Source organism: Arthrobacter sp. zg-Y1171, assembly GCF_025244845.1.
Taxonomy (GTDB): Bacteria; Actinomycetota; Actinomycetes; order Actinomycetales; family Micrococcaceae; genus Arthrobacter_B.
Genome location: NZ_CP104264.1, coordinates 2,902,214 through 2,921,576 on the forward strand (window position 1 = coordinate 2,902,214; position 19,363 = coordinate 2,921,576).

The 19,363-nt window shown below is 65.8% G+C and carries 15 protein-coding genes and 1 tRNA gene; 10 read left to right on the forward strand and 6 right to left on the reverse strand.

Annotated elements, in window-relative coordinates; translation table 11 throughout:
• Positions 1 to 182: 182 nt before the first annotated feature.
• From N2L00_RS13600 to N2L00_RS13610, 3 genes are all read left to right on the forward strand, one after another.
• Positions 183 to 2,528 (forward strand): transglycosylase domain-containing protein, encoded by a 2,346-nt coding sequence (locus N2L00_RS13600; RefSeq protein ID WP_255862515.1) that lies wholly within the window; start codon positions 183 to 185, stop codon positions 2,526 to 2,528.
• Positions 2,528 to 3,478, forward strand: a complete 951-nt coding sequence (locus tag N2L00_RS13605; RefSeq protein WP_374676597.1) for a metallophosphoesterase — start codon at positions 2,528 to 2,530, stop codon at positions 3,476 to 3,478. Before N2L00_RS13600 ends, N2L00_RS13605 begins: the two co-directional genes overlap by 1 nt.
• A 143-nt stretch (positions 3,479 to 3,621) precedes the next feature.
• Positions 3,622 to 3,698: transfer RNA gene (locus N2L00_RS13610), tRNA-Pro, on the forward strand.
• A gap of 66 nt (positions 3,699 to 3,764) precedes the next feature.
• Here N2L00_RS13610 and N2L00_RS13615 read toward each other — a convergent pair.
• Both N2L00_RS13615 and purD read right to left on the reverse strand, forming a co-directional pair.
• A complete protein-coding gene (locus N2L00_RS13615) occupies positions 3,765 to 4,670 on the reverse strand; it encodes a phosphoribosylaminoimidazolesuccinocarboxamide synthase (RefSeq protein WP_255862514.1) in 906 nt (301 codons plus the stop codon).
• The gene (gene purD, locus N2L00_RS13620; RefSeq protein WP_255862513.1) at positions 4,667 to 6,010 is read right to left on the reverse strand and encodes a phosphoribosylamine--glycine ligase; all 1,344 of its coding nucleotides are present in this window, start codon (positions 6,008 to 6,010) and stop codon (positions 4,667 to 4,669) included. Before purD ends, N2L00_RS13615 begins: the two co-directional genes overlap by 4 nt.
• Positions 6,011 to 6,316: 306 nt before the next feature.
• Here purD and N2L00_RS13625 point away from each other — a divergent pair, with 306 nt between their 5' ends.
• The 5 genes from N2L00_RS13625 to purM all read left to right on the forward strand — a co-directional run bounded on the left by N2L00_RS13625 (position 6,317) and on the right by purM (position 10,808).
• On the forward strand, positions 6,317 to 7,321 hold the full coding sequence (locus N2L00_RS13625) for an asparaginase (protein WP_255862512.1): 1,005 nt from the start codon (positions 6,317 to 6,319) through the stop codon (positions 7,319 to 7,321).
• 4 nt (positions 7,322 to 7,325) lie between these two features.
• The gene (locus N2L00_RS13630) at positions 7,326 to 7,691 is read left to right on the forward strand and encodes a sterol carrier family protein (RefSeq protein ID WP_255765076.1); all 366 of its coding nucleotides are present in this window, start codon (positions 7,326 to 7,328) and stop codon (positions 7,689 to 7,691) included.
• A gap of 80 nt (positions 7,692 to 7,771) precedes the next feature.
• On the forward strand, positions 7,772 to 8,092 hold the full coding sequence (locus tag N2L00_RS13635) for a hypothetical protein (protein WP_255765077.1): 321 nt from the start codon (positions 7,772 to 7,774) through the stop codon (positions 8,090 to 8,092).
• Between the two features lie 50 nt (positions 8,093 to 8,142).
• Positions 8,143 to 9,702, forward strand: coding sequence for an amidophosphoribosyltransferase (gene purF / locus N2L00_RS13640; protein ID WP_255765078.1), 1,560 nt, complete (start codon positions 8,143 to 8,145; stop codon positions 9,700 to 9,702).
• Positions 9,699 to 10,808, forward strand: a complete 1,110-nt coding sequence (purM, locus tag N2L00_RS13645) for a phosphoribosylformylglycinamidine cyclo-ligase (protein WP_255765079.1) — start codon at positions 9,699 to 9,701, stop codon at positions 10,806 to 10,808. The genes purF and purM overlap by 4 nt, the downstream gene beginning before the upstream one ends.
• A 159-nt stretch (positions 10,809 to 10,967) precedes the next feature.
• Here purM and N2L00_RS13650 read toward each other — a convergent pair whose 3' ends face one another.
• Positions 10,968 to 11,201, reverse strand: coding sequence for a DUF3073 domain-containing protein (locus N2L00_RS13650; RefSeq protein ID WP_146361664.1), 234 nt, complete (start codon positions 11,199 to 11,201; stop codon positions 10,968 to 10,970).
• Between the two features lie 277 nt (positions 11,202 to 11,478).
• Here N2L00_RS13650 and N2L00_RS13655 point away from each other — a divergent pair, with 277 nt between their 5' ends.
• Positions 11,479 to 13,113: a septum formation family protein gene (locus N2L00_RS13655; protein ID WP_255862511.1), complete on the forward strand. Its 1,635-nt coding sequence runs from the start codon at positions 11,479 to 11,481 to the stop codon at positions 13,111 to 13,113.
• Between the two features lie 83 nt (positions 13,114 to 13,196).
• Here N2L00_RS13655 and clpB read toward each other — a convergent pair whose 3' ends face one another.
• Both clpB and N2L00_RS13665 read right to left on the reverse strand, forming a co-directional pair.
• Positions 13,197 to 15,818 (reverse strand): ATP-dependent chaperone ClpB, encoded by a 2,622-nt coding sequence (gene clpB / locus N2L00_RS13660; protein WP_255862510.1) that lies wholly within the window; start codon positions 15,816 to 15,818, stop codon positions 13,197 to 13,199.
• Positions 15,819 to 15,933: 115 nt separating this feature from the next.
• The gene (locus N2L00_RS13665) at positions 15,934 to 16,530 is read right to left on the reverse strand and encodes an SRPBCC domain-containing protein (protein WP_255765082.1); all 597 of its coding nucleotides are present in this window, start codon (positions 16,528 to 16,530) and stop codon (positions 15,934 to 15,936) included.
• Positions 16,531 to 16,861: 331 nt separating this feature from the next.
• Here N2L00_RS13665 and N2L00_RS13670 point away from each other — a divergent pair, with 331 nt between their 5' ends.
• Positions 16,862 to 18,817 (forward strand): penicillin-binding transpeptidase domain-containing protein, encoded by a 1,956-nt coding sequence (locus N2L00_RS13670; protein WP_255862509.1) that lies wholly within the window; start codon positions 16,862 to 16,864, stop codon positions 18,815 to 18,817.
• A gap of 16 nt (positions 18,818 to 18,833) precedes the next feature.
• Here the strand turns inward: N2L00_RS13670 and N2L00_RS13675 are convergent, their stop codons facing one another.
• On the reverse strand, positions 18,834 to 19,298 hold the full coding sequence (locus N2L00_RS13675) for a YccF domain-containing protein (RefSeq protein ID WP_255862508.1): 465 nt from the start codon (positions 19,296 to 19,298) through the stop codon (positions 18,834 to 18,836).
• Positions 19,299 to 19,363: the final 65 nt, after the last annotated feature.

Here is a 19,363-nt window from a genome sequence, read left to right on the forward strand (position 1 = left end):
TTCGCGTTTCATGTAGGCGACGGAACCGGTTCCGTTCGGCGCCGAAGCGATCTGTACCAGTTCCCAACCTTCGTCCCCGTGCATATTGAGGACTTGGCCTGGTGTGTGCAGTGGAAGAGGCGTAATGAAGTATTCCCATTTGGTCATAAGGGAAAGCGTAACGTGCTTGTAGACTGTCTCGCATGGCAGCACGCAAATCACCGTTCTTTGACACGGCGACCACTCTCGGGAAGCTCGTCGCGTTCTTCGGCATCAGTGCTCTTTGCGGAGTCCTGGCTGCCGGTCTCCTGGTTCCCGTAGCCGCAGCAGCAGGCACAGCCGCATCCGGATCCATCCAGTTCTTTGACCAGCTTCCCTCGGAGCTGGAACGCGGGGCACTGGCCACGCCGTCAAAGATCTACGCAAACGACGGCTCCCTGATCGCCACGGTGTACGAGGAGAACCGCCAGCCGGTGACCCTCGACCAGGTGTCGCCGAATATGGTCGATGCCATGCTGGCCATCGAGGATGACCGGTTCTACGATCACGGCGGGGTGGACCTGCAGGGCATCATGGGTGCCCTTGTGTCCAATGCCACCAGTGACAGCACGCGCGGTGCTTCCACCATCACCCAGCAATACGTAAACAACGTCATCATTGACACCAACATGCAGAACAACGAGGAAGTTGTTTTCAGCGGCGGTAAATCGGTTGGCGACAAGCTTCGCGAAATGAAGCTTGCAATTGCGGTGGAAAAAGAGCTCAGCAAGGACGAAATCCTTGAGGGCTACTTCAATATCGTTCCGTTCAGCGGCACCACGTACGGCGTCCAGGCTGCGGCCCGCTACTTCTTCAACGTTGATGCCAAGGACCTGACCATCGCCCAGTCGGCCCTGCTGGCCGGCGTCGTCAACGGTCCCACTTTCTACAGCCCGGAGCTGAACCCCGAGCGCGCCCTGGAACGCCGGAACCTGGTGCTCCAGGCCATGTTGGATAAGGGCCGCATCGCGCAGGCAGACTTCGACGCCGCTGTTGCCACCGGACTGGACCTGCAGATCACGCCGGTATCGAGCAACTGCGTTGGTGCCTCCCAGGCTCCGTATTTCTGTGACTACGTAACACGCCTTGTGCTCAACGACGAGAACTTCGGCGCCACCGAGGAAGATCGGGACAAGCTGCTCAAGCGCGGCGGCCTCACCATCAAGACCACCCTGAACCCAACGTTCCAGAATGCCGCGCAGACAGCCGTCAACGAAACGGCCAATCCGGACACCACCGACGCTGAGATCGGCCACGCGATGGTCAGCATCGAACCGGGCACCGGCAAGATCCTGACCATGGCCCAGAACACCCGGTACACGCCGGAACTCGCGGACGGCAACTCCGTCCAGAACTTCAACGTGGACGTCAACCAAGACGGTGATCCAAGCAAACCGCTCAACGGCTTGGGTGGTTTCCAGCCCGGGTCCACGTACAAGCCGTTCACAGTTGCTGCCTGGCTGGATTCGGGCAAAACCCTGAACACCACCCTGAACGGGTCCAAGCGCACCTACCCCGCGGGGCACTCCTGGAACGCCAAGTGCCTGCCCGGCGGCCGCTACGTTGCACTTGAACCGTGGACGCCCATCAACTACGGCGACACGAACTACAAGAGCACCACCGTCCTGGACGGCCTGGCGCAGTCCTACAACACCATCACCCTCGCGGAGATCAACCAGCTGGATTTGTGCTCCTTCCAGGAAATCGCCTTTGCCGCAGGAATCCACAACGGCAAGAGCTCGGAAGGCAAAGAGGACATGCTCTCCGTCGACCCGCCGTCCACCTTCGGCGGCGGCGGCGACGCCTCTCCGCTGTCCATGGCCACCGGTTTTGCTACTCTTGCCGCCGAAGGCGTGAAGTGTGACCCCATTGCGCTTGAGTCCGTCACCGGCGCCGACGGCACCGAATATCCGGTTCCGGAGCAGTCCTGCGAGCAGGTGATGCGCAAAGAGGTTGCCCAGGGCGTCAATATGGCCACTCAGCGGGTGATGACCAACGGTTCCGGTGTGAACCTGCAGGTCGGTGTTCCCACCGCCGGCAAGACCGGCACCAACGACACCCGCTCGCAGACCTGGTTCATGGGCTACAGCACCGGAATGGTCACCGCCTCGTGGATCGGCAACTGGAAAGCCAATAACACCACCATGTCCGACAAGCTGATCGGCGGACGGACCTACCCGGAAATCGACGGCTCCCTGATCGCCGGTCCCTCCTGGAAGAATTACATCCAGCGGATTGCCGGCCAGTACGAAGCCAACGCGTTTACCGCTCCCCCGGCCAGCATGGTCGGCAACACGGCACCGCCCCGCGCCACTCCGCCGGCTTCCCCGCCGGCCTCCCCTGCCGCAGATCAGGGGCCTGGCAACGGCGGCGGCAACGGTAACGGCGGCAACGGCGGCGGTGAAGGCGGCGGCAACGGTAACGGTGGCGGCAACGGTAACGGCGGTAACGGCGGCGGTGAAGGCGGCGGCAACGGTAACGGCGGCGGCAACAGCGGCGGTAACGGCTAGTGGCTGATTCGACCCTCACCTCCGTGGTGCGGAAGGCAGCATGGCTGGCCGGCGGCCTCGCCGGCACCGGCGCTGCGGCCTTCGCCTACGGCTCCCTGATAGAACGGAACCTCTTCGGTGTCCGTGAAGAAACCGTCCGGGTCCTGCCGACCGGAAGCGCTCCCCTGCGGGTCCTGCACCTTTCGGACATCCACTTTGTTCCCGGCCAGGAGCGGAAAGTCCGTTGGCTGCAGGGCCTGGCTGAGCTGGAACCGGATCTGGTAGTCAACACCGGCGACAATCTCAGCCACCCGCAGGCAGTACCAGCCGTGCTTGAGGCGTTGAAACCCGTGATGCGTTTCCCGGGCGTCTTTGTCCCGGGCTCCAACGACTACTACGCCCCGGTCCTGAAGAATCCGTTCACATACTTCACCGGCCCCTCCAAGCATCGGCTCGAACCTGAGAAGCTGCCTTGGGGCAGCCTCTTCGACTCCTTCCAGGACGCCGGCTGGCAGAACCTGACCAACACCAGCAGTGTGATGGACCTGCCCGGCCTGCGCCTGAACTTTTCCGGAGTGGATGACCCGCACCTGGGACGGGACAAATATCAGGGCTTTGCTCCGTCCGGCGCATCCGCATCCACGGGAACCAACACAGCACCCGAAGTGAAGATCGGCGTCGCCCACGCTCCCTACCAGCGCGTGCTCAACGAGTTCACCGGCGGAGGCGCCGAGATCATCCTCGCCGGGCACACCCACGGCGGACAGGTCTGCATTCCCGGCTACGGCGCCCTGGTCAGCAACTGCGACCTGCCGACCTGGCAGGCCCGCGGGCTTACCTCCTGGGCGCACGCAGGACGCCGGGTGCCGCTGAACGTCTCCGCCGGCATCGGCACCTCGCGCTACGCACCGGTGCGCTTTGCCTGCCGTCCCGAGGCAGTCCTGCTGACCCTGACGGCGCGGGACACCTAAGCCCGGATCGGGCTCCGGACCGGCCCTTCCGCAGGGGCCGCCGGAGAGGTTCAAGACGTCCGTTTCGCGGAATCGGGATTTGTCTAGTATCCTTGTAAAGTTGCTTCGCGAGGTCGTCAAACACTTCAGCGGAACAGTGGTTACGGGGTGTGGCGCAGCTTGGTAGCGCGCGTCGTTCGGGACGACGAGGTCGCAGGTTCAAATCCTGTCACCCCGACCAGAAAGGGCCGGTCAGAGAAATCTGACCGGCCCTTTTGCGTTAAGGTGCCAAGAGCACATGCCGGGACTAGACGAACTTCTCCCCGGTAAGCCGTTCATAGGCCTCCACATACCGGCTCCGGGTGCGTTCGACGACGTCGTCCGGGAGGGCAGGGGGCGGCGCATCGGAGTACCGGTCCCAGCCCGAGGCCGGTGAGGTAAGCCAGTCCCGCACATATTGCTTATCGAAGGACGGCTGGGCCTGGCCGGGTGAATACAGTGCCGCGTCCCAGAAACGGGACGAATCCGGGGTCAGCACTTCGTCCCCCAAAGTGACCGCACCGGTCACCGGATCCTTTCCGAACTCCACTTTGGTATCCGCAAGGATGATCCCGCGTTCCCGTGCCACGGCTTCTGCCCGGGTGTAGATCTGCAGCGTCAGCGTACGCAGCTCTTCCGCCGTGCCGGGGCCCACTGTGTCCACCACTGCCTCATAGGTGATGTTCTCGTCATGTTCGCCCTGCTCGGCCTTGGCCGAGGGGGTAAACACGGCCGGTTCAATCCGCGAACCGTCCACCAGCCCGGCAGGCAGCGGCAACCCGCATACTGTCCGGGAGGCCTGGTACTCGGCCAGCCCGGAGCCGGTCAGGTAACCGCGCGCAATACACTCCACCGGGTACATCTCCAGCTTTTTGCAGATCATCGCCCGGCCGGCCACCGCCTCCGGAACACCATCCCGGGCGGAAATCACATGGTTCGGGATGTCCCCCAGCTGGTCAAACCACCAAAGACTGAGCTGGGTGAGGATCCGCCCCTTGTCCGGAATGGTGCTGGCCAGCACGTGGTCATACGCGCTGATCCGGTCGCTGGCCACTACCAGCACGCGGCCGGCGTCGTCCCCGTCCCCTTCGGGCACGTACAGATCGCGCACCTTGCCCGAATACACATGCCGCCAGCCGGGCAGCTGGGGCGCACGGCCCGTACCGTCACTCATGCGAGTTTCCCTTCGCGGGCCACTTCGGCCTCCGGCTCGGCGGTGCTGCCCGGCTGCCCCGAGCTGCCTTCCGGAACCCGCACTTCGCCGCGGGCAGCCTTCAGGGCAATATCGGTGCGGTGCTGGGACCCTTCGAGCCGGATCAGATCGACGCCGGCGTAGGCACGGTCCCTCGCCTCGTTCAGGTCCGAACCCAGCGCGACAACGGAAAGCACCCGCCCGCCGGCGCTGTGCACTTTGTCCTTCTTGAGCTTGGTCCCGGCGTGCAGCACGTGTACGCCCTCCAGCCGCCCGGCTTTCTTCAGCCCGCGCACCCGGTCTCCGGTCCTCGGCTTGCCCGGATAGTTTTCTGCTGCCACCACGACGGCGACGGCGGGGCGCGGGTCCCATTTCAGCTGTTCCATGGCGTCCAGCTCCCCCTTGGCCGCCGCCATCAGCAGCCCGCCGAGCGGTGTCTTCAACCGGGCCAGCACCGCCTGCGTCTCCGGGTCACCGAAGCGGGCGTTGAATTCGATGACCCGCACCCCGCGCGTCGTCAGGGCAAGCCCGCAGTACAGCACGCCCACGAAAGGGGTGCCGCGGGAAGCCATTTCGTCGATGGTCGGCTGCGCGACCCGGCGGACTACGTCCTGCACCAGCCCGGCCGGTGCCCAGTCCACAGGCGAGTAGGCGCCCATGCCACCGGTGTTGGGGCCGGCGTCGTTGTCGAAAATCCGCTTGAAGTCCTGGGCCGGAGCCAGCGGCACCACATGCCGTCCGTCCGAGAGCACGAAGAGCGAGACCTCGGGGCCGTCCAGGAATTCCTCGATCACCACGGTTCCGCCCGCCTGGAAGCAGGCGCGGGCATGCTCCAGTGCTTCCTTCCGGTCCGAAGTCACCACCACGCCCTTGCCCGCGGCCAGCCCGTCGTCCTTGACCACGTACGGGGTGCCGAAGGTGTCGAGTGCGTCGGCGGCTTCCTCCATGGTGCCGGCCATGCGCGCCATGGCCGTGGGAACATTGGCGGCCGCCATGACCTGCTTGGCGAAGGCTTTGGAAGCTTCGAGCTGGGCGGCGGCCCGTGACGGACCGAACACGGCAAACCCCGCCTCCCGCAGCGCGTCGGCCACACCTGCCGCAAGCGGTGCTTCCGGTCCGATGACCACCAGGTCGGAACCGAGGGAGCGGGCCAGTTCCGTGACCGCGGAGGGGTCGGTGGCCTCGACCGGGTGGACCGGCACCAGCTGGGCAATGCCTGCGTTCCCGGGTGCCGCGTGGACCTCGCGGACATAGGGATCAGCCAGGAGCGCTCGGACAAGGGCATGTTCGCGGCCGCCGGGGCCTACTACGAGAACCTTCACAGTAGATCAGGGTACTTGCTGGGATGGACCGCCTGAAAGCACCTGCCCAACATGACGCCGCGGCACGGATTGCCGCAGGGATGCCTGCCCGCGGCAGCTCGGCATCCCGGGCTACCTATTTGCCATCCGTCCGGTACCTGCAGGCCGGCGTCCCTTGCAGGTAGCCCCGAGGCGGATCGATAGTGGAAGTGCGGGCGCTGCAGCGGTGCGGCGCATACCGAGGAACGGCGGGGGGCAGCGAGATCGACGGCGGTGCCGGGGCCGTCATCGCCGGTTCGCCCCCCGCACCCCTTTAGACTGAATAACATGAACGCAACTTTTACCGCGTCCGACGCCGTTGAACTGGCAGTGCTGGAGCGCAACGGTTTTATTGAATCCCGCCACATCGGCTCCGCCGTCGTGATGGCCGCCGACGGCACCGTGGTTACGGAACTCGGTGACATCGCCACGCCGATCTTCCCCCGCTCCACGCTCAAGCCGTTCCAAGCCGTCGCGGCCATGCAGTCCGGGGTGCCGCTGCGCGGGCCGCAGGTGGCACTTGCCGCCGCCAGCCACGTCGGCTCCCGGGAACACACCGACGTCGTCCGCGGCATGCTGGCCGCCGCCGGCGTCACCGAGGGGCACCTGCAGTGCCCCGAGGACTGGCCGCAGGACACCGAGGCTCGAAATGAACTCATCCGCGAAGGCAAGGGGCCTCAGCGGATCGCATTCAACTGTTCCGGCAAGCATGCCGCCTTCCTCTGGGCGTGCACCGAGAACAACTGGGACCACGCCACCTACCTGGATCCCCAGCATCCGCTGCAGCGCCGCATCGCAGAGGTGATCGAGGAATTCACCGGTGAAACCGTGCAGCACTGGGCGGTGGACGGCTGCGGCGCGCCGCTGGCCGCTGTCTCGCTGACCGGGCTGGCCCGCGGCATCGGCCGGCTGGCCAAGGCGCCGTCCGGCAAGCACGGCAACGCCCGTGCGGCAACGGTTGCCACCGCGATGCTCGACTATCCGTGGGCGGTGCACGGCCACGGCCGCGAGAACTCGGTTGTGATGGAGGACCTGGGGATCATCGCCAAGAACGGCGCCGAGGGTGTCCTGGTGCTGGGCACCGACACCGGCGTTGCCGTGGCGCTGAAGATGCTCGACGGCAATACCCGCGCCGCATCCCTGGTGGGCCTGACGCTGCTGGCTGCCAGCGGCGCCGTCGATCCGCTGGCCGTGGAGAAGGTGCTGACCAAGATCATGCAGCCGGTACTCGGCGGCGGACAGCCCGTGGGAAGCCTGCGGCTGGGTGCGCCGGTCACGGCGCTGCTGGGCTAGAAGCGTGGCACGGCGCCGGATCTCGGGCGAAGACGGCAGGGCCGCCCTGCAGGCAGCGGCAGCCGGGGCAACTGACCGCGGCACCACTGCCATGGCAGTGCGGTATGCCCTGGAGGAACTTGCCGAACGCGCCCCCGGCAACAGCGTCGAGGTCCGGGTTCCGCCCTTCGGGGTGACCCAGTGCGTGGCAGGCCCCCGGCACACCCGCGGCACTCCCCCGAACGTCATCGAGACCGACGGCGCCACCTGGCTGGCGCTGGTCACCGGCCGGCAGTCCTGGGCCGACGCCGTTGCCGCGGGGAAGGTGGCCGCCTCGGGGCTGCGCGCGGACCTTTCCGAGGTGCTGCCGCTCTTCCGGACCGGGTCCTAGGATCCCCGGCCGGGATCCGTCCCGTCCGCGCCTGGTTTCCATCGGCAAGCGGGAGAGTGCCCGGCCGGTAGAATCGAAGCATGGTTTCCGAGCAGCACAGCCCTGAGCGCCGCGAGATTACGGTCCGCCGCGCTCCCCGTTTCGTCCCTTTCCTGGCACTGGGAGTGGTTGCCGGGTTTATTGCTGCCCTCTTCGTCGCTTACGGCGGGGCCGAGAACCCCAGCTTCACGCGTGAAGCCACCCTCGGGTTCTTCACCGTCATGTTCGGCCTCCCGGGGCTGCTGCTGGGCGCCTTGACCGCCCTCATCCTGGATTGGATCAGTGTCCGCAGGGCCCGCCGGTCCATGGTGGAAAGCGTAGATCCCGCGGAACCGGAGAGCCGGGAACAGCCGTCGTCGTAACGGTTGCGCGCACAGCCCGCGCCGCCGGTTGTCCATGAGACAATTCACACATGGCACGTGGAGACGGACAGCTTTCCCATGATCTGATGCCCGGAGAAAAAGGCCCGCAGGATGCCTGCGGAGTCTTCGGAGTCTGGGCCCCCGGCGAAGAGGTGGCGAAGCTTACCTATTACGGGTTGTACGCCCTGCAGCACCGCGGACAGGAGTCCGCCGGCATAGCAACCAGCGACGGCAACCGCATCAGCGTATACAAGGACATGGGGCTGGTATCCCAGGTCTTCGACGAAACCACGCTCAATACCCTTTTGGGGCACATTGCGGTGGGGCACTGCCGGTATTCGACCACCGGAGCCTCCCACTGGGCCAATGCCCAGCCCACCCTCGGCGCCACCGCGAGCGGCACCGTGGCCCTGGCGCACAACGGCAACCTGACCAACTCCGCTGAACTGTATGAACTGATCCTCGAGCGCGAAGGCCGGCCCCGCTCCGGCGAAATCGCCCAGGGCAACACCTCCGACACGGCGTTGGTCACCGCTTTGCTCAACGGCAGCGACGGACGCTCCCTGGAGGACACGGCCATGGAGCTGCTGCCGAAACTGCGCGGCGCGTTCTCCTTTGTGTTTATGGATGAGGGCACCCTCTACGCCGCGCGGGACACCTACGGCGTCCGGCCGCTGGTGCTTGGAAGGCTGGAGCGTGGCTGGGTGGTGGCCTCCGAAGGCTCCGCCCTCGCCACGGTGGGAGCCAGTTTCATCCGGGAGATCAAGCCGGGCGAATTCATTGCCATTGACGAATCCGGGGTCCGCAGCCGCACCTTCGGGGAGCCGACGCCGGCCGGCTGCGTGTTCGAGTACGTTTACCTCGCCCGCCCCGACGCCACCATTGCCGGCCGGTCGGTGTACGAATCCCGGGTCGAGATGGGCCGGCAGCTGGCACGGGAAAACGCGGTCGAGGCGGACATCGTGATCCCGGTTCCGGAATCCGGCACCCCGGCGGCAGTGGGATACGCCGAGGAGTCCGGCATTCCCTTTGCCCACGGGTTCGTCAAGAACTCCTACGTTGGCCGTACCTTCATCCAGCCCAGCCAGACCCTTCGCCAGCTCGGCATCAAACTGAAGCTGAACGCCCTCGAATCGGTAATCCGCGGGAAGCGGGTAGTGGTGGTGGATGATTCCATCGTGCGCGGCAATACGCAGCGTGCCATTGTCCGGATGCTGCACGAAGCCGGCGCCCTCGAGGTCCACGTGAAGATCTCCTCTCCCCCGGTGAAGTGGCCGTGCTTCTACGGCATCGACTTCGCGTCCCGGGCCGAGTTGATCGCCAACGGCGCTGCCGTGGAGGAAATCCGCGCGTCCATCGGTGCGGACAGCCTGGCGTACATTTCCGAAGACGGCATGATCGATGCGACCCTGCAGCCGCGGGAACGGTTGTGCACGGCGTGCTTCACCGGCGTCTACCCCATCGAGCTGCCCGCCGCGGACCGGTTGGGGAAGAACCTGCTGGAACCTGCCAATCCCGCGGAAGCCGCCGGATCCAACGGCTGTGACCCGGGACCGGACAGCGAATACGAGAACCTGCTTACCGACGCCGAAAAGAAAGAAGCCGTATGAACGCCACCTCCATCACCTACGCGTCCGCAGGAGTGGATGTCGAAGCCGGCGATAAAGCCGTTGAACTGATGAAGGCGGCCGTCAAGGCCACCCACAATCCGTCGGTGCTGGGCGGAGTGGGCGGTTTCGCCGGCCTTTACGATGCCTCGCGGCTGCTCAGCTACCGGAAGCCGCTCCTCGCAACGTCCACGGACGGCGTCGGAACCAAGGTTGCCATCGCGCAGGCTATGGACATCCACGACACCATCGGCTTCGATCTCGTGGGCATGGTGGTGGACGACATCGTGGTGGTGGGAGCCGAGCCGTTGTTCATGACGGACTACATCGCCTGCGGCAAGGTTGTGCCGGAGCGCATCGCCGACATAGTCCGCGGCATCGCGGCGGCCTGCGAGGTGGCCGGCACGGCGCTGGTCGGCGGGGAAACCGCCGAGCATCCAGGCCTGCTGGGTGAGCACGAGTACGACGTCGCGGGCGCTGCCACGGGCGTGGTGGAGGCGGACCGGCTCCTCGGCCCGGACCGGGTGCGCCGCGGCGACGTAGTCATCGGTATGGCATCTTCGGGGATCCACTCCAACGGCTACTCCCTGGTCCGCCGCGTCATCAACCATGCCGGGTGGCAGCTTGAACGCCAGGTTTCCGAACTGGGACGCACCCTGGGCGAGGAACTGCTCGAACCTACCCGCGTCTACGCCGCTGACTGCCTTGACCTCGCCCGCTACGAGGCGGCCGGAGTGCATGGTTTCAGCCACGTGACCGGCGGCGGGTTGGCAGCAAACCTGGCCCGTGTGCTGCCGAAGGGGTTGCAGGCCACGGTGGACCGCTCCACCTGGGAACTGCCGCCGGTGTTCAAGCTGATCGCTGAACTGGGCAACGTGCCTCAGCCGGACCTTGAACGGACGCTGAACCTCGGTGTCGGCATGGTGGCGATCGTCGATGCAGGAAGCGCGGAGGCCGCCCTCGAGCGCCTCGCGGCCCGCGGCGTCCCTGCCTGGGTCATGGGCACCGTCGGCGGGATTGAAACGCCGTCCGGCGCCGATTCCGATTTTGTGCAGGGCGCCAAGGGCGTCGACGGCGGTGCCGTCCGCTTGGTCGGGACCTACGCCTGAGCGCTCCGGCCGGGTAGAGCAAGGCCCCGCACCGGATACGCCGGTGCGGGGCCTTGACCTAAGAGAAACCTACTTACAGGCTTAACGCCAATCAGCGGACCCACCCTAAGGTGATCCGCTGAAGGAGGCAATTGGCCAACGTCGTTGAGGAAATTACCGCTAGCCTACGCGGCGGTTACCCTCATCATCGTCATCGTCGCCAAATTGATCCGCGTACTTATCTTCGTACGCCGAGTAGTCGGGCTCAGCCGGCTCCTCGGGATATCGACTGGATGGACGACTCGTCGGTCCTGAGAGCTCACGCTGCAGCGCCGAGTAGTCCGTGGCCGGGGTGAAGTACTTCATCTCCCGAGCCTGCTTGGTTGCTTTTGCCTTTTGACGGCCGCGCCCCATGGCGTGACCCCCTTTTTGCGTCGATCCGGAGGTTAGTCGTTCGGGCAGATGAACGAGGGCCCCGGAATATTTGGTCAATTTGTCGTAAGTACAGGTTACATGTTTTCCCGCTGGCTTGTGCCCCCTTGACCGCGGCGAGGAGTATTCCCGGGGCATTAGCACAGGGCCTCCGGCACGCCGGTCCCTGCGCCCGCCCTCAGATATTGGCTAAAGTCAGGGGTAGAGACAGTTTTGGGGTGCATCATGCCACCGCCTACAGGGAGGACAGACGTTCACCATGAGCGATCAGAAAAGTACACCGGAAGCGGTTTATCCGCCGCCGGAGAAGGACAGTACGCCGGGAGCCCTCCCCGATCTGAGCGCGCATTCGGACTCCCCCGCGTGGCTCTCTGAAGACGGAAACCACGACGCCGGTGTCTGGGAACGCAGTTTCGAGGGTGCCGGGGAGCCTGACATGGCTGCCGAAGGGGCTGACGGCGCGGGCTCCGCAGCGACTGCACTGGCTACGGACGCCGGAACTGAACGCGACGGCGACGAAACCGCTGCGTTGGAGCTTCCCGCGGAGCCGGTGGTGGTGGCACCCGAGGACCTCGAGCTGGAAGAACCCTCCCTGGCCGAGCCGGCCCTGAGTGAGGACGCCGTGGAAGCAGCGGCCCTCGACCAGGTTGCCTCGGAAACCGCTGCAGCCGAGGCCAACGCGGCGGAAGCAGGGCGCCTGTCCGGACTTGAACCGGCTCCTGCCGGGACCGAAGTCCAGGTGGACGCTAACGCCGCCGGCACCGATGGGCGCGGAGAAACTGACGAGACGACCGCTCTTTCCGGTTCAACACCCGAAGATGGCGAGGCAACGGCCTCCGGTTCAGCTGCCGGTACCGCTGCGGCCGACGGCGCGGAGGCTGAAGCCGTGCCGGACGGCACCGACGCCGAAGCCGTTCCGGACGGCACCGACGGTACGGAAGACGCCGCGGCCCACGGAGACGGTGCAGATAACTCCAACGCCGAGGGCACCGAGACTGAAGCCGTGCCCGACAGCACCGACGAGGCTGAGGGCTTCAAAGCCGATGGCGGCGAAGGTGAAGCCGCCGCAGGGCTAGACGTTCCGGCGTCCGGTGAAACACCTGAACCGGCCGCTGAAGCGGAGCAGGAGCCGTCCGGAGGGGACACTGAACCGCACCCCCTGCATGGCATCAACGCGGCCGCACCGATGACCGCCGCACCCCAGGAGCGAGCAGTAGCCCCGGTTGCTGCATCCGGCGAACCGGAGCCCGTTGCGGCAGCTGTGCCGGCGGGCGACACCCGCCGGTCACGCCGGCTGGCCGAAAGCCAGGCATCGGGGGCAACAGCAGCCTCCAAGCAGCCCGGCGCAGCCTCCGGCGCCACGGCCTCCGCAACAGGGGCAGGGACGGCGGCAGGCATCGCTCCCGCCGCGGCAAAGGGCAGCGGCAAGAGCAAGAGCAACACCCGCCTGCTTCTGGTACTCGGCGGCGTTGTGCTCGCCGCCGTCGTCGCCATCCTGCTTTTCGTGTTCGTCTTTAACGACAAGGAGGAAGGCGTCATCTCCGAGGATGTGAGCCCCCTGGAGCTGGTGGAGGGAGCGTGCCTGAAGGATTGGGACGACGTCAACTCCGGCGCCACCGTAGTCACCTGCGAAACACCGCACAACGCCCAGCTGGTCGCCACCGACAGCTACACCGAGGATGCTGCCTTCCCCGGCACCGGCGCCCTGGAGGAGCGGGTCAACGAGGTCTGCAAGGCCGTGGAGTATGCCGACGCCGCCGCGGAGTCCCCGGGCTTGAAGCTGACCAAGTCCATCCCTACCGAGCAGACCTGGGCCTCCGGCGACCGCCGCGTGGACTGCATTGTTTTCGCCCCCGAGGGCCAGGACCTCACCGAGTCCCTGGTGCAGGAGTAAGCGGGTACGGGAGTAAGCGCAGCCAAACAGCACAAAGGCGCGCGGCGGGCATCATCCGCCGCGCGCCTTTTTGGTCTTCGGACCTAGACCGCTGCCACCGTCAGCCCGGGCTCGGCCACCAGCCCGTCCCCGTCCAGACCGTCTGCGGGCCTATCCACCAGGACCGTGTTGCCGTCGCTGATCTTTCCGGCCAGGATTCCGCGGGCCAGCTGGTCGCCGATTTCACGCTGCACCAGGCGGCGCAGGGGCCGGGCACCGTACGCAGGGTCGTAGCCGGTCAGCGCCAGCCATTCCCGTGCTGCATCGGTCACGTCAAGCACCAGCCTGCGCTCGTGGAGGCGGTTGGCCAGGGCACGCACCTGGATGTCCACGATCCGGGTCAGGTCCTCCAGGCTCAGCGGATCGAACAGGATCACGTCGTCGAGCCGGTTGAGGAACTCCGGCTTGAAGTTCGCGTTGACCATGGACATCACCGATTCGCGTTTCTGCTCCTCGGTCAGGCCCGGGTCCACCAGGAACTGGGACCCGAGGTTGGACGTCAGGATCAGGATGACGTTGCGGAAGTCCACCGTCCGGCCCTGGCCGTCAGTCAGCCGGCCGTCGTCGAGCACCTGCAGCAGGATGTCGAAGACGTCCGGATGCGCCTTCTCCACTTCGTCCAGCAGGATCACCGAGTAGGGGCGGCGGCGCACTGCTTCGGTGAGCTGGCCGCCCTCTTCATAGCCCACGTATCCGGGAGGCGCACCCACCAGGCGGGATACCGCGTGCTTCTCGGAGTACTCACTCATGTCGATGCGGACCATGGCCCGCTCGTCGTCGAAGAGGAAGTCCGCCAGGGCCTTCGCCAGCTCGGTCTTGCCGACGCCGGTGGGGCCTAGGAACAGGAAGGAACCGGTGGGGCGGTCCGGGTCGCTGACGCCTGCCCGCGAGCGGCGCACGGCGTCCGAGACCGCCGCCACGGCCTTGCCCTGCCCGATCAGGCGCGAGCCGATGGCTTCTTCCATGTCCAGCAGTTTCTGGGATTCGCCCTGCAGCATCCGCCCGGCGGGGATACCCGTCCAGGCGGAGACCACTTCGGCAATGTCGTCTGCGGTGACTTCCTCGGAGACCATCAGTTCACGGGTTTCTTCTCCGGAACTGTTCGCCTCCGCCTGCTGCGCTGCTTCCAGTTCCTTCTGGAGAGCCGGGATTTCGCCGTACAGGATGCGGGAGGCTTCCGTGAGGTCGCCGTCGCGCTGGAACTTCTCCGCCTCACTCCGCCGCTCGTCAATCTGGGCCTTGATGTCACCGACGCGGTTGAGGCCTGCCTTTTCGGCTTCCCACCGGGCGTTGAGCGCGGCCAGCTGTTCCTTTTTATTGGCCATGTCTTCGCGCAGGACGGCCAGCCGCTCAATCGAGGCCTCGTCCGTTTCATTCGCCAGTGCGAGTTCCTCCATGGTGAGCCGGTCCACGGCACGCCGGAGCTCATCGATCTCCTCGGGCGCGGAGTCGATTTCCATCCGCAGGCGGGAAGCAGCCTCATCCACCAGGTCAATGGCCTTGTCCGGAAGCTGGCGTCCGGTGATGTAGCGGTTGGACAGCGTTGCGGCGGCAACCAGGGCGGAGTCGGCGATAGCGACCTTGTGGTGGGCCTCGTACCGCTCCTTCAGGCCGCGCAGGATGCCGATGGTGTCCGGGACGCTGGGCTCGCCCACGTATACCTGCTGGAAACGGCGCTCCAATGCCGCATCCTTTTCGATATTTTCGCGGTATTCGTCCAGCGTGGTGGCGCCGATCAGCCGCAGCTCTCCGCGCGCCAGCATTGGCTTAAGCATATTGCCGGCATCCATGGACCCTTCGGCCGCACCCGCCCCTACTACGGTGTGCAGCTCGTCGATGAAGGTGACGATCTGGCCTTCGGCATTGGAGATTTCCTCGAGTACGGCTTTGAACCGCTCTTCGAACTCGCCGCGGTACTTGGCACCGGCGACCATGGATCCCAGGTCAAGGGACAGCAGGGTCTTGCCGCTCAGACTCTCGGGCACGTCCCCAGCAATGATGCGCTGGGCCAGTCCTTCGACGACCGCTGTCTTGCCCACGCCCGGCTCGCCAATGAGTACCGGGTTGTTCTTGGTGCGGCGGCTGAGTACCTGGATGACGCGCCGGATCTCGGCGTCCCGCCCGATCACGGGGTCCAGCTTGCCCGAGCGGGCCATTTCCGTCAGGTCGGTACTGAATTTTTCCAGGGCCTGGAAGGTGTTCTCCGGATCAGCGTTGGTCACTTTGCGGTCTCCTCGTACGGTTGGAAGCACGGCGCTGAGCGCGTCGTGCCCGGCGTTGTTGTCCCGAAGCGCTTTTCCTGCGGGACCGTTGTCGAGGGACAACCCGAGCAGGAGGTGTTCGGTGGAGACAAAGGCATCCCCCAGCTTCTCTGCCTCCTGCTGCGCCGCGTTGATGACTTGAAGCAGGGGCCTGGAAAACTGGGGCTGCGCCACCGAGCTGCCGGAGGAGGAAGGCAGCTGGTGAATGGCGGTGCTGGCAGCGGCGCTGACGGTGTCCACATTGATTCCTGCAGCCTTCAGGAGGGCGACGGCGACCCCCTGCCGCTGATCCATAAGCGCTTTCAGCAGATGCGCCGGTTCAATCTGCGGATTCCCCGCAGTGTTCGCGTTCATGGCCGCAGCCGAAAGTGCTTCCTGGCTCTTGTTCGTGAATTTGGTGTCCACGGTGGCTCCTCAAAACCTCAGCGAAGAATGCTTCCGCAATGCTAAACAAAGTTGAGTCTAGTTCGCTCAACTTTGGAAGTAAAGTTCTCTAGCGCACCACCGCGACTGGGGACGCCTAAGGGATGTGCTCCCGGTCAAATTCATCTGCCGTCCTTCGCCAGCGTTCGTTCCGCGCTTCAAAGAGCTGTGCCAGCGGCCCGGCTGCTTCGATTTCAAAACGGATCCCGGGCGGCTCCTCGGGGATATTCCCGGCCAGGTACTCTTCCAGGACGTCGAGGAAGTATTCCCACCCCGCACCGCCGGTCCAGAGTCCTGCGCCGGGGGCCGCGGTTACCGCGAATCCCTTGCGCACCGAGGCGTACCGCAGTTCCAGCCGGGTATCGCCGTTCTCCCCGGTCAGGTGAAATTCCACCTCGGCAGCGGAGGTTCCTTCCCGCGCCCAGGACACGGTCAGAAGGCGGGGGCCGTCACAACGGAGGATCGCTCCGTGGGATCCGTCCGGGAGACTGTAGGTGCCGCCTCGCCGCAGGTCCCCTTCGGGAAGCGCCACCCATTGACCCAATCGTTCCGGATCCGCGAGGGCGGACCACACTTCTCCGATGGGGTATGGGATATCGCGTGCCATGACGATCATCAGTGCGTGGCCGGCCTGGATCTGCCGCCGCCCGTAGGACCGCACCGTCTTCTCGAGAATTATGTCCAGATCGGACATTTTGCCCACTCCTGCCGTAGAACAACCGGCAACCGATCCGGTCCTCCAGCGGCCTTTGCGGCCGTTCCGGCTGTCCGCAGGGTGCCGGTGGAAGCGAGTTGTATTTATAAGGCCACGTCCCTGGCCGTTTCCAAAAACCGTAGCAGGGAAAACATGCCCTGCACAGGGTTCCCGACCGGGGCAAACCGGCCCCGGGATCACAGCAGACGGGCACCGATGGTGAGCCACATCGAGGAAATCGGAACAGCGCAAGTCCCTTTGATAGATTCCGCACCGTCCTTTTGCGTGTCCGGAATCCATAGTCGGGGCCCGCCCCCGGTAGCCTGTGCGGATGGGGAAAAACCGTACTTCCGTTTCCGTCCTTGCCGTGGCCGCCCTGGCCCTGACCCTGGTGTCCTGCTCGGGGGACAAGCCGGCGCCTGACAACGCCGCCGCCGAATTGGCGGAGGGCCTGAGCCAGATGGATGTTTCGGCGTCTGCCTTTACGGCGGGCACCCCCGCCGACGTGAATGCCGAGCTGGAAGAGCTGCTCGCCGGCATGGGCCCGATCCGCCCTGCCGTCGCGGTGGCCGGCGTTGAGGAAGACGAGGACGACGACGCCGCCGCCACCGCACGGCTGACCTACGCCTGGGACGTCAACAGTGATTCGGAGCCGGACTGGACCTATGAGAGCTCCGCCCAGCTCCGCCGCGGAGAAGACGACAAGTGGCTGGTTGAGTGGGCGCCATCCGTCCTGTTCAGTCCCCTTGTCGACGGCGATCGGCTGGTCCGCTCCACTACTCCAGGCGGCCGCGCAGACATCCTCGACCGCAACGGGGAACCGCTGATGAACGCGCGGCCGGTGCTCCGCATCGGCATCAACAAGCCGGATCTCTCCGAGGAGCAGTATGCGTCCTCGTCGGCGGCACTGGCCGAACTGGTGGGGCTGGACCCATCCTCGTACACCGCCCAGGTGCAGGCCTCCGGCCCCGAAGCCTTTGTCGAGGCGCTTGTCCAGCGTGAGGAAGCTGAGGGACCGGCAACCCCGGCGGCCATCGAAGCCATCCCCGGCGCACTTGCCATACCCGCGCAGCGGATCCTGGCGCCCACCCGCAGCTTTGCCCGTGCCCTGCTGGGCACAGTGGGCGAGGCGACTGCGGAATTGGTTGAGGAATCCGAGGGCAGGGTGTCCGCCGGGGACCAGACCGGTCTGTCCGGGCTGCAGAAGCAGTACAACCCGCAGCTCCAGGGCAGTCCCGGCGTAACAGTCACCGTCGAAAATGCAGCCGGAACCAGCGACACCGTCAAGAGCATCGACCCGCAGACGGGTGCTGATCTGCAGACCACCCTGGATCCACGGCTGCAGCAGCTGGCTGAGGAAGTCCTGGAGCAGGAGCCGTCGGCGTCCGCCATCGTGGCCATCCAGCCCTCCACCGGCGAAATCCTGACCGTGGCGAACGGCCCCGGCAGCGAAGGCCAGCAAACCGCCCTCCTGGGCCAGTACCCGCCGGGATCCACGTTCAAGACAGCCACCGCGCTGGCAATGCTGCGTAACGGCACCACACCGGACAGCACTGTGGAGTGCCCGTCCGAACTTAACGTCGACGGCCGGAAGTTCAACAACGTCCCCGGCTACCCGGCCGAGGCCACTGGCAGCATCCCACTGCGCACGGCATTCGCGAACTCGTGCAACACTGCCTTCCTCAATGCCCAGGGCACCGTTTCCCAGCAGGGCCTCTCCGCTGCCGCCGGAGACCTGGGTATCGGTGTGGATGCTTCGATCGGCACGGACGCGTTCCTGGGCTCCGTGCCGGCGGAGGCTGAAGGCACCGAACATGCAGCCTCGCTGATCGGACAGGGGCAGGTCCTGGTCTCCCCGCTCGCCATGGCGGTTGCCGGTGCCTCTATCGGCAAGGGTGAACGGGTCTCCCCCACGCTGATCCGGGAATCCGCCTCGCCGGCCCCGGCCGGCGGGTCCGCTTCGGCTTCTCCCACCGCTTCCGCTCCGGAAACGACAGCTCCGGTGCCGGGGAACCTCACGGCAGAGGAAGCCGCATCGCTGCGGGAAATGATGCGCGCCGTCGTCGCCGAAGGCGGAGTGCAGATGCTGCTCGGCGTGCCGGGCGAACCCGTGCTCGCCAAGACCGGAACCGCTGAGTTCGGCAGCCAGACGCCGCCGGAAACCCACGCATGGGTGCTGGCGATCCAGGGCGACCTGGCCGTTGCGGTGTTCGTGGAGCAGGGTGAGCGGGGCTCCACCTCAGGCGGGCCGCTGATGAAGGCCTTCCTTGAGGGCGCCCAGGGCTAACCGCGAAGGGAACGGCTCAGGAGGGCCACTGCTGCCGGGGTGCAACCCGGCCCTGGTAGCCCGGCTGCCGGTACGCGTTCCCGGCGTACGGAGTGATCTGCCAGGTGTCCGTAGGCACTATGACCTTGCCCAGCGGCATCAGCGAAATCGGCAGCATCTTCAAATTCGCGATGCCCAGCGGAATCCCGACGATGCTCACGAACATGGGGATGGCCGTCAGGATGTGTCCAATGGCGATCCAGATGCCGGCCAGCAGCAGCCAGATGATGTTTCCCAGCAGGCTGAGCGGGCCGGTGAACCCGCCCCGGTCCACGACCGTCCGACCGAACGGCCAGAGCGCATAGTTGGCGATGCGGAAGGATGCGATACCGAACGGGATGGTGACAATCAGCAGGCAGCAGACCACACCCGCCAGTGCATAACCGAGGGCAAGCCAGATACCGCCGAACAGAAGCCAGATGACGTTCAGGATCGCTTTCATGGCTCCATTGTTCTCTACCCGGTACTGATTAGCCACGGCTTCGCCGCCTGCATACCCGCCCGCCT

What these genes read in the sequence shown, in the direction of transcription:
- N2L00_RS13650 (WP_146361664.1), bottom strand. Translation starts at nt 11,201, where the DNA reads ATGGGGCGCGGCCGTCAAAAGGCAAAAGCAACCAAGCAGGCTCGGGAG.
- N2L00_RS13665 (WP_255765082.1), bottom strand. Translation starts at nt 16,530, where the DNA reads ATGTCCGATCTGGACATAATTCTCGAGAAGACGGTGCGGTCCTACGGG.
- N2L00_RS13600 (WP_255862515.1), top strand. Translation starts at nt 183, where the DNA reads ATGGCAGCACGCAAATCACCGTTCTTTGACACGGCGACCACTCTCGGG.
- N2L00_RS13655 (WP_255862511.1), top strand. Translation starts at nt 11,479, where the DNA reads ATGAGCGATCAGAAAAGTACACCGGAAGCGGTTTATCCGCCGCCGGAG.
- purM (WP_255765079.1), top strand. Translation starts at nt 9,699, where the DNA reads ATGAACGCCACCTCCATCACCTACGCGTCCGCAGGAGTGGATGTCGAA.
- N2L00_RS13670 (WP_255862509.1), top strand. Translation starts at nt 16,862, where the DNA reads ATGGGGAAAAACCGTACTTCCGTTTCCGTCCTTGCCGTGGCCGCCCTG.
- N2L00_RS13625 (WP_255862512.1), top strand. Translation starts at nt 6,317, where the DNA reads ATGAACGCAACTTTTACCGCGTCCGACGCCGTTGAACTGGCAGTGCTG.
- purF (WP_255765078.1), top strand. Translation starts at nt 8,143, where the DNA reads ATGGCACGTGGAGACGGACAGCTTTCCCATGATCTGATGCCCGGAGAA.
- N2L00_RS13615 (WP_255862514.1), bottom strand. Translation starts at nt 4,670, where the DNA reads ATGAGTGACGGTACGGGCCGTGCGCCCCAGCTGCCCGGCTGGCGGCAT.
- N2L00_RS13635 (WP_255765077.1), top strand. Translation starts at nt 7,772, where the DNA reads ATGGTTTCCGAGCAGCACAGCCCTGAGCGCCGCGAGATTACGGTCCGC.
- N2L00_RS13675 (WP_255862508.1), bottom strand. Translation starts at nt 19,298, where the DNA reads ATGAAAGCGATCCTGAACGTCATCTGGCTTCTGTTCGGCGGTATCTGG.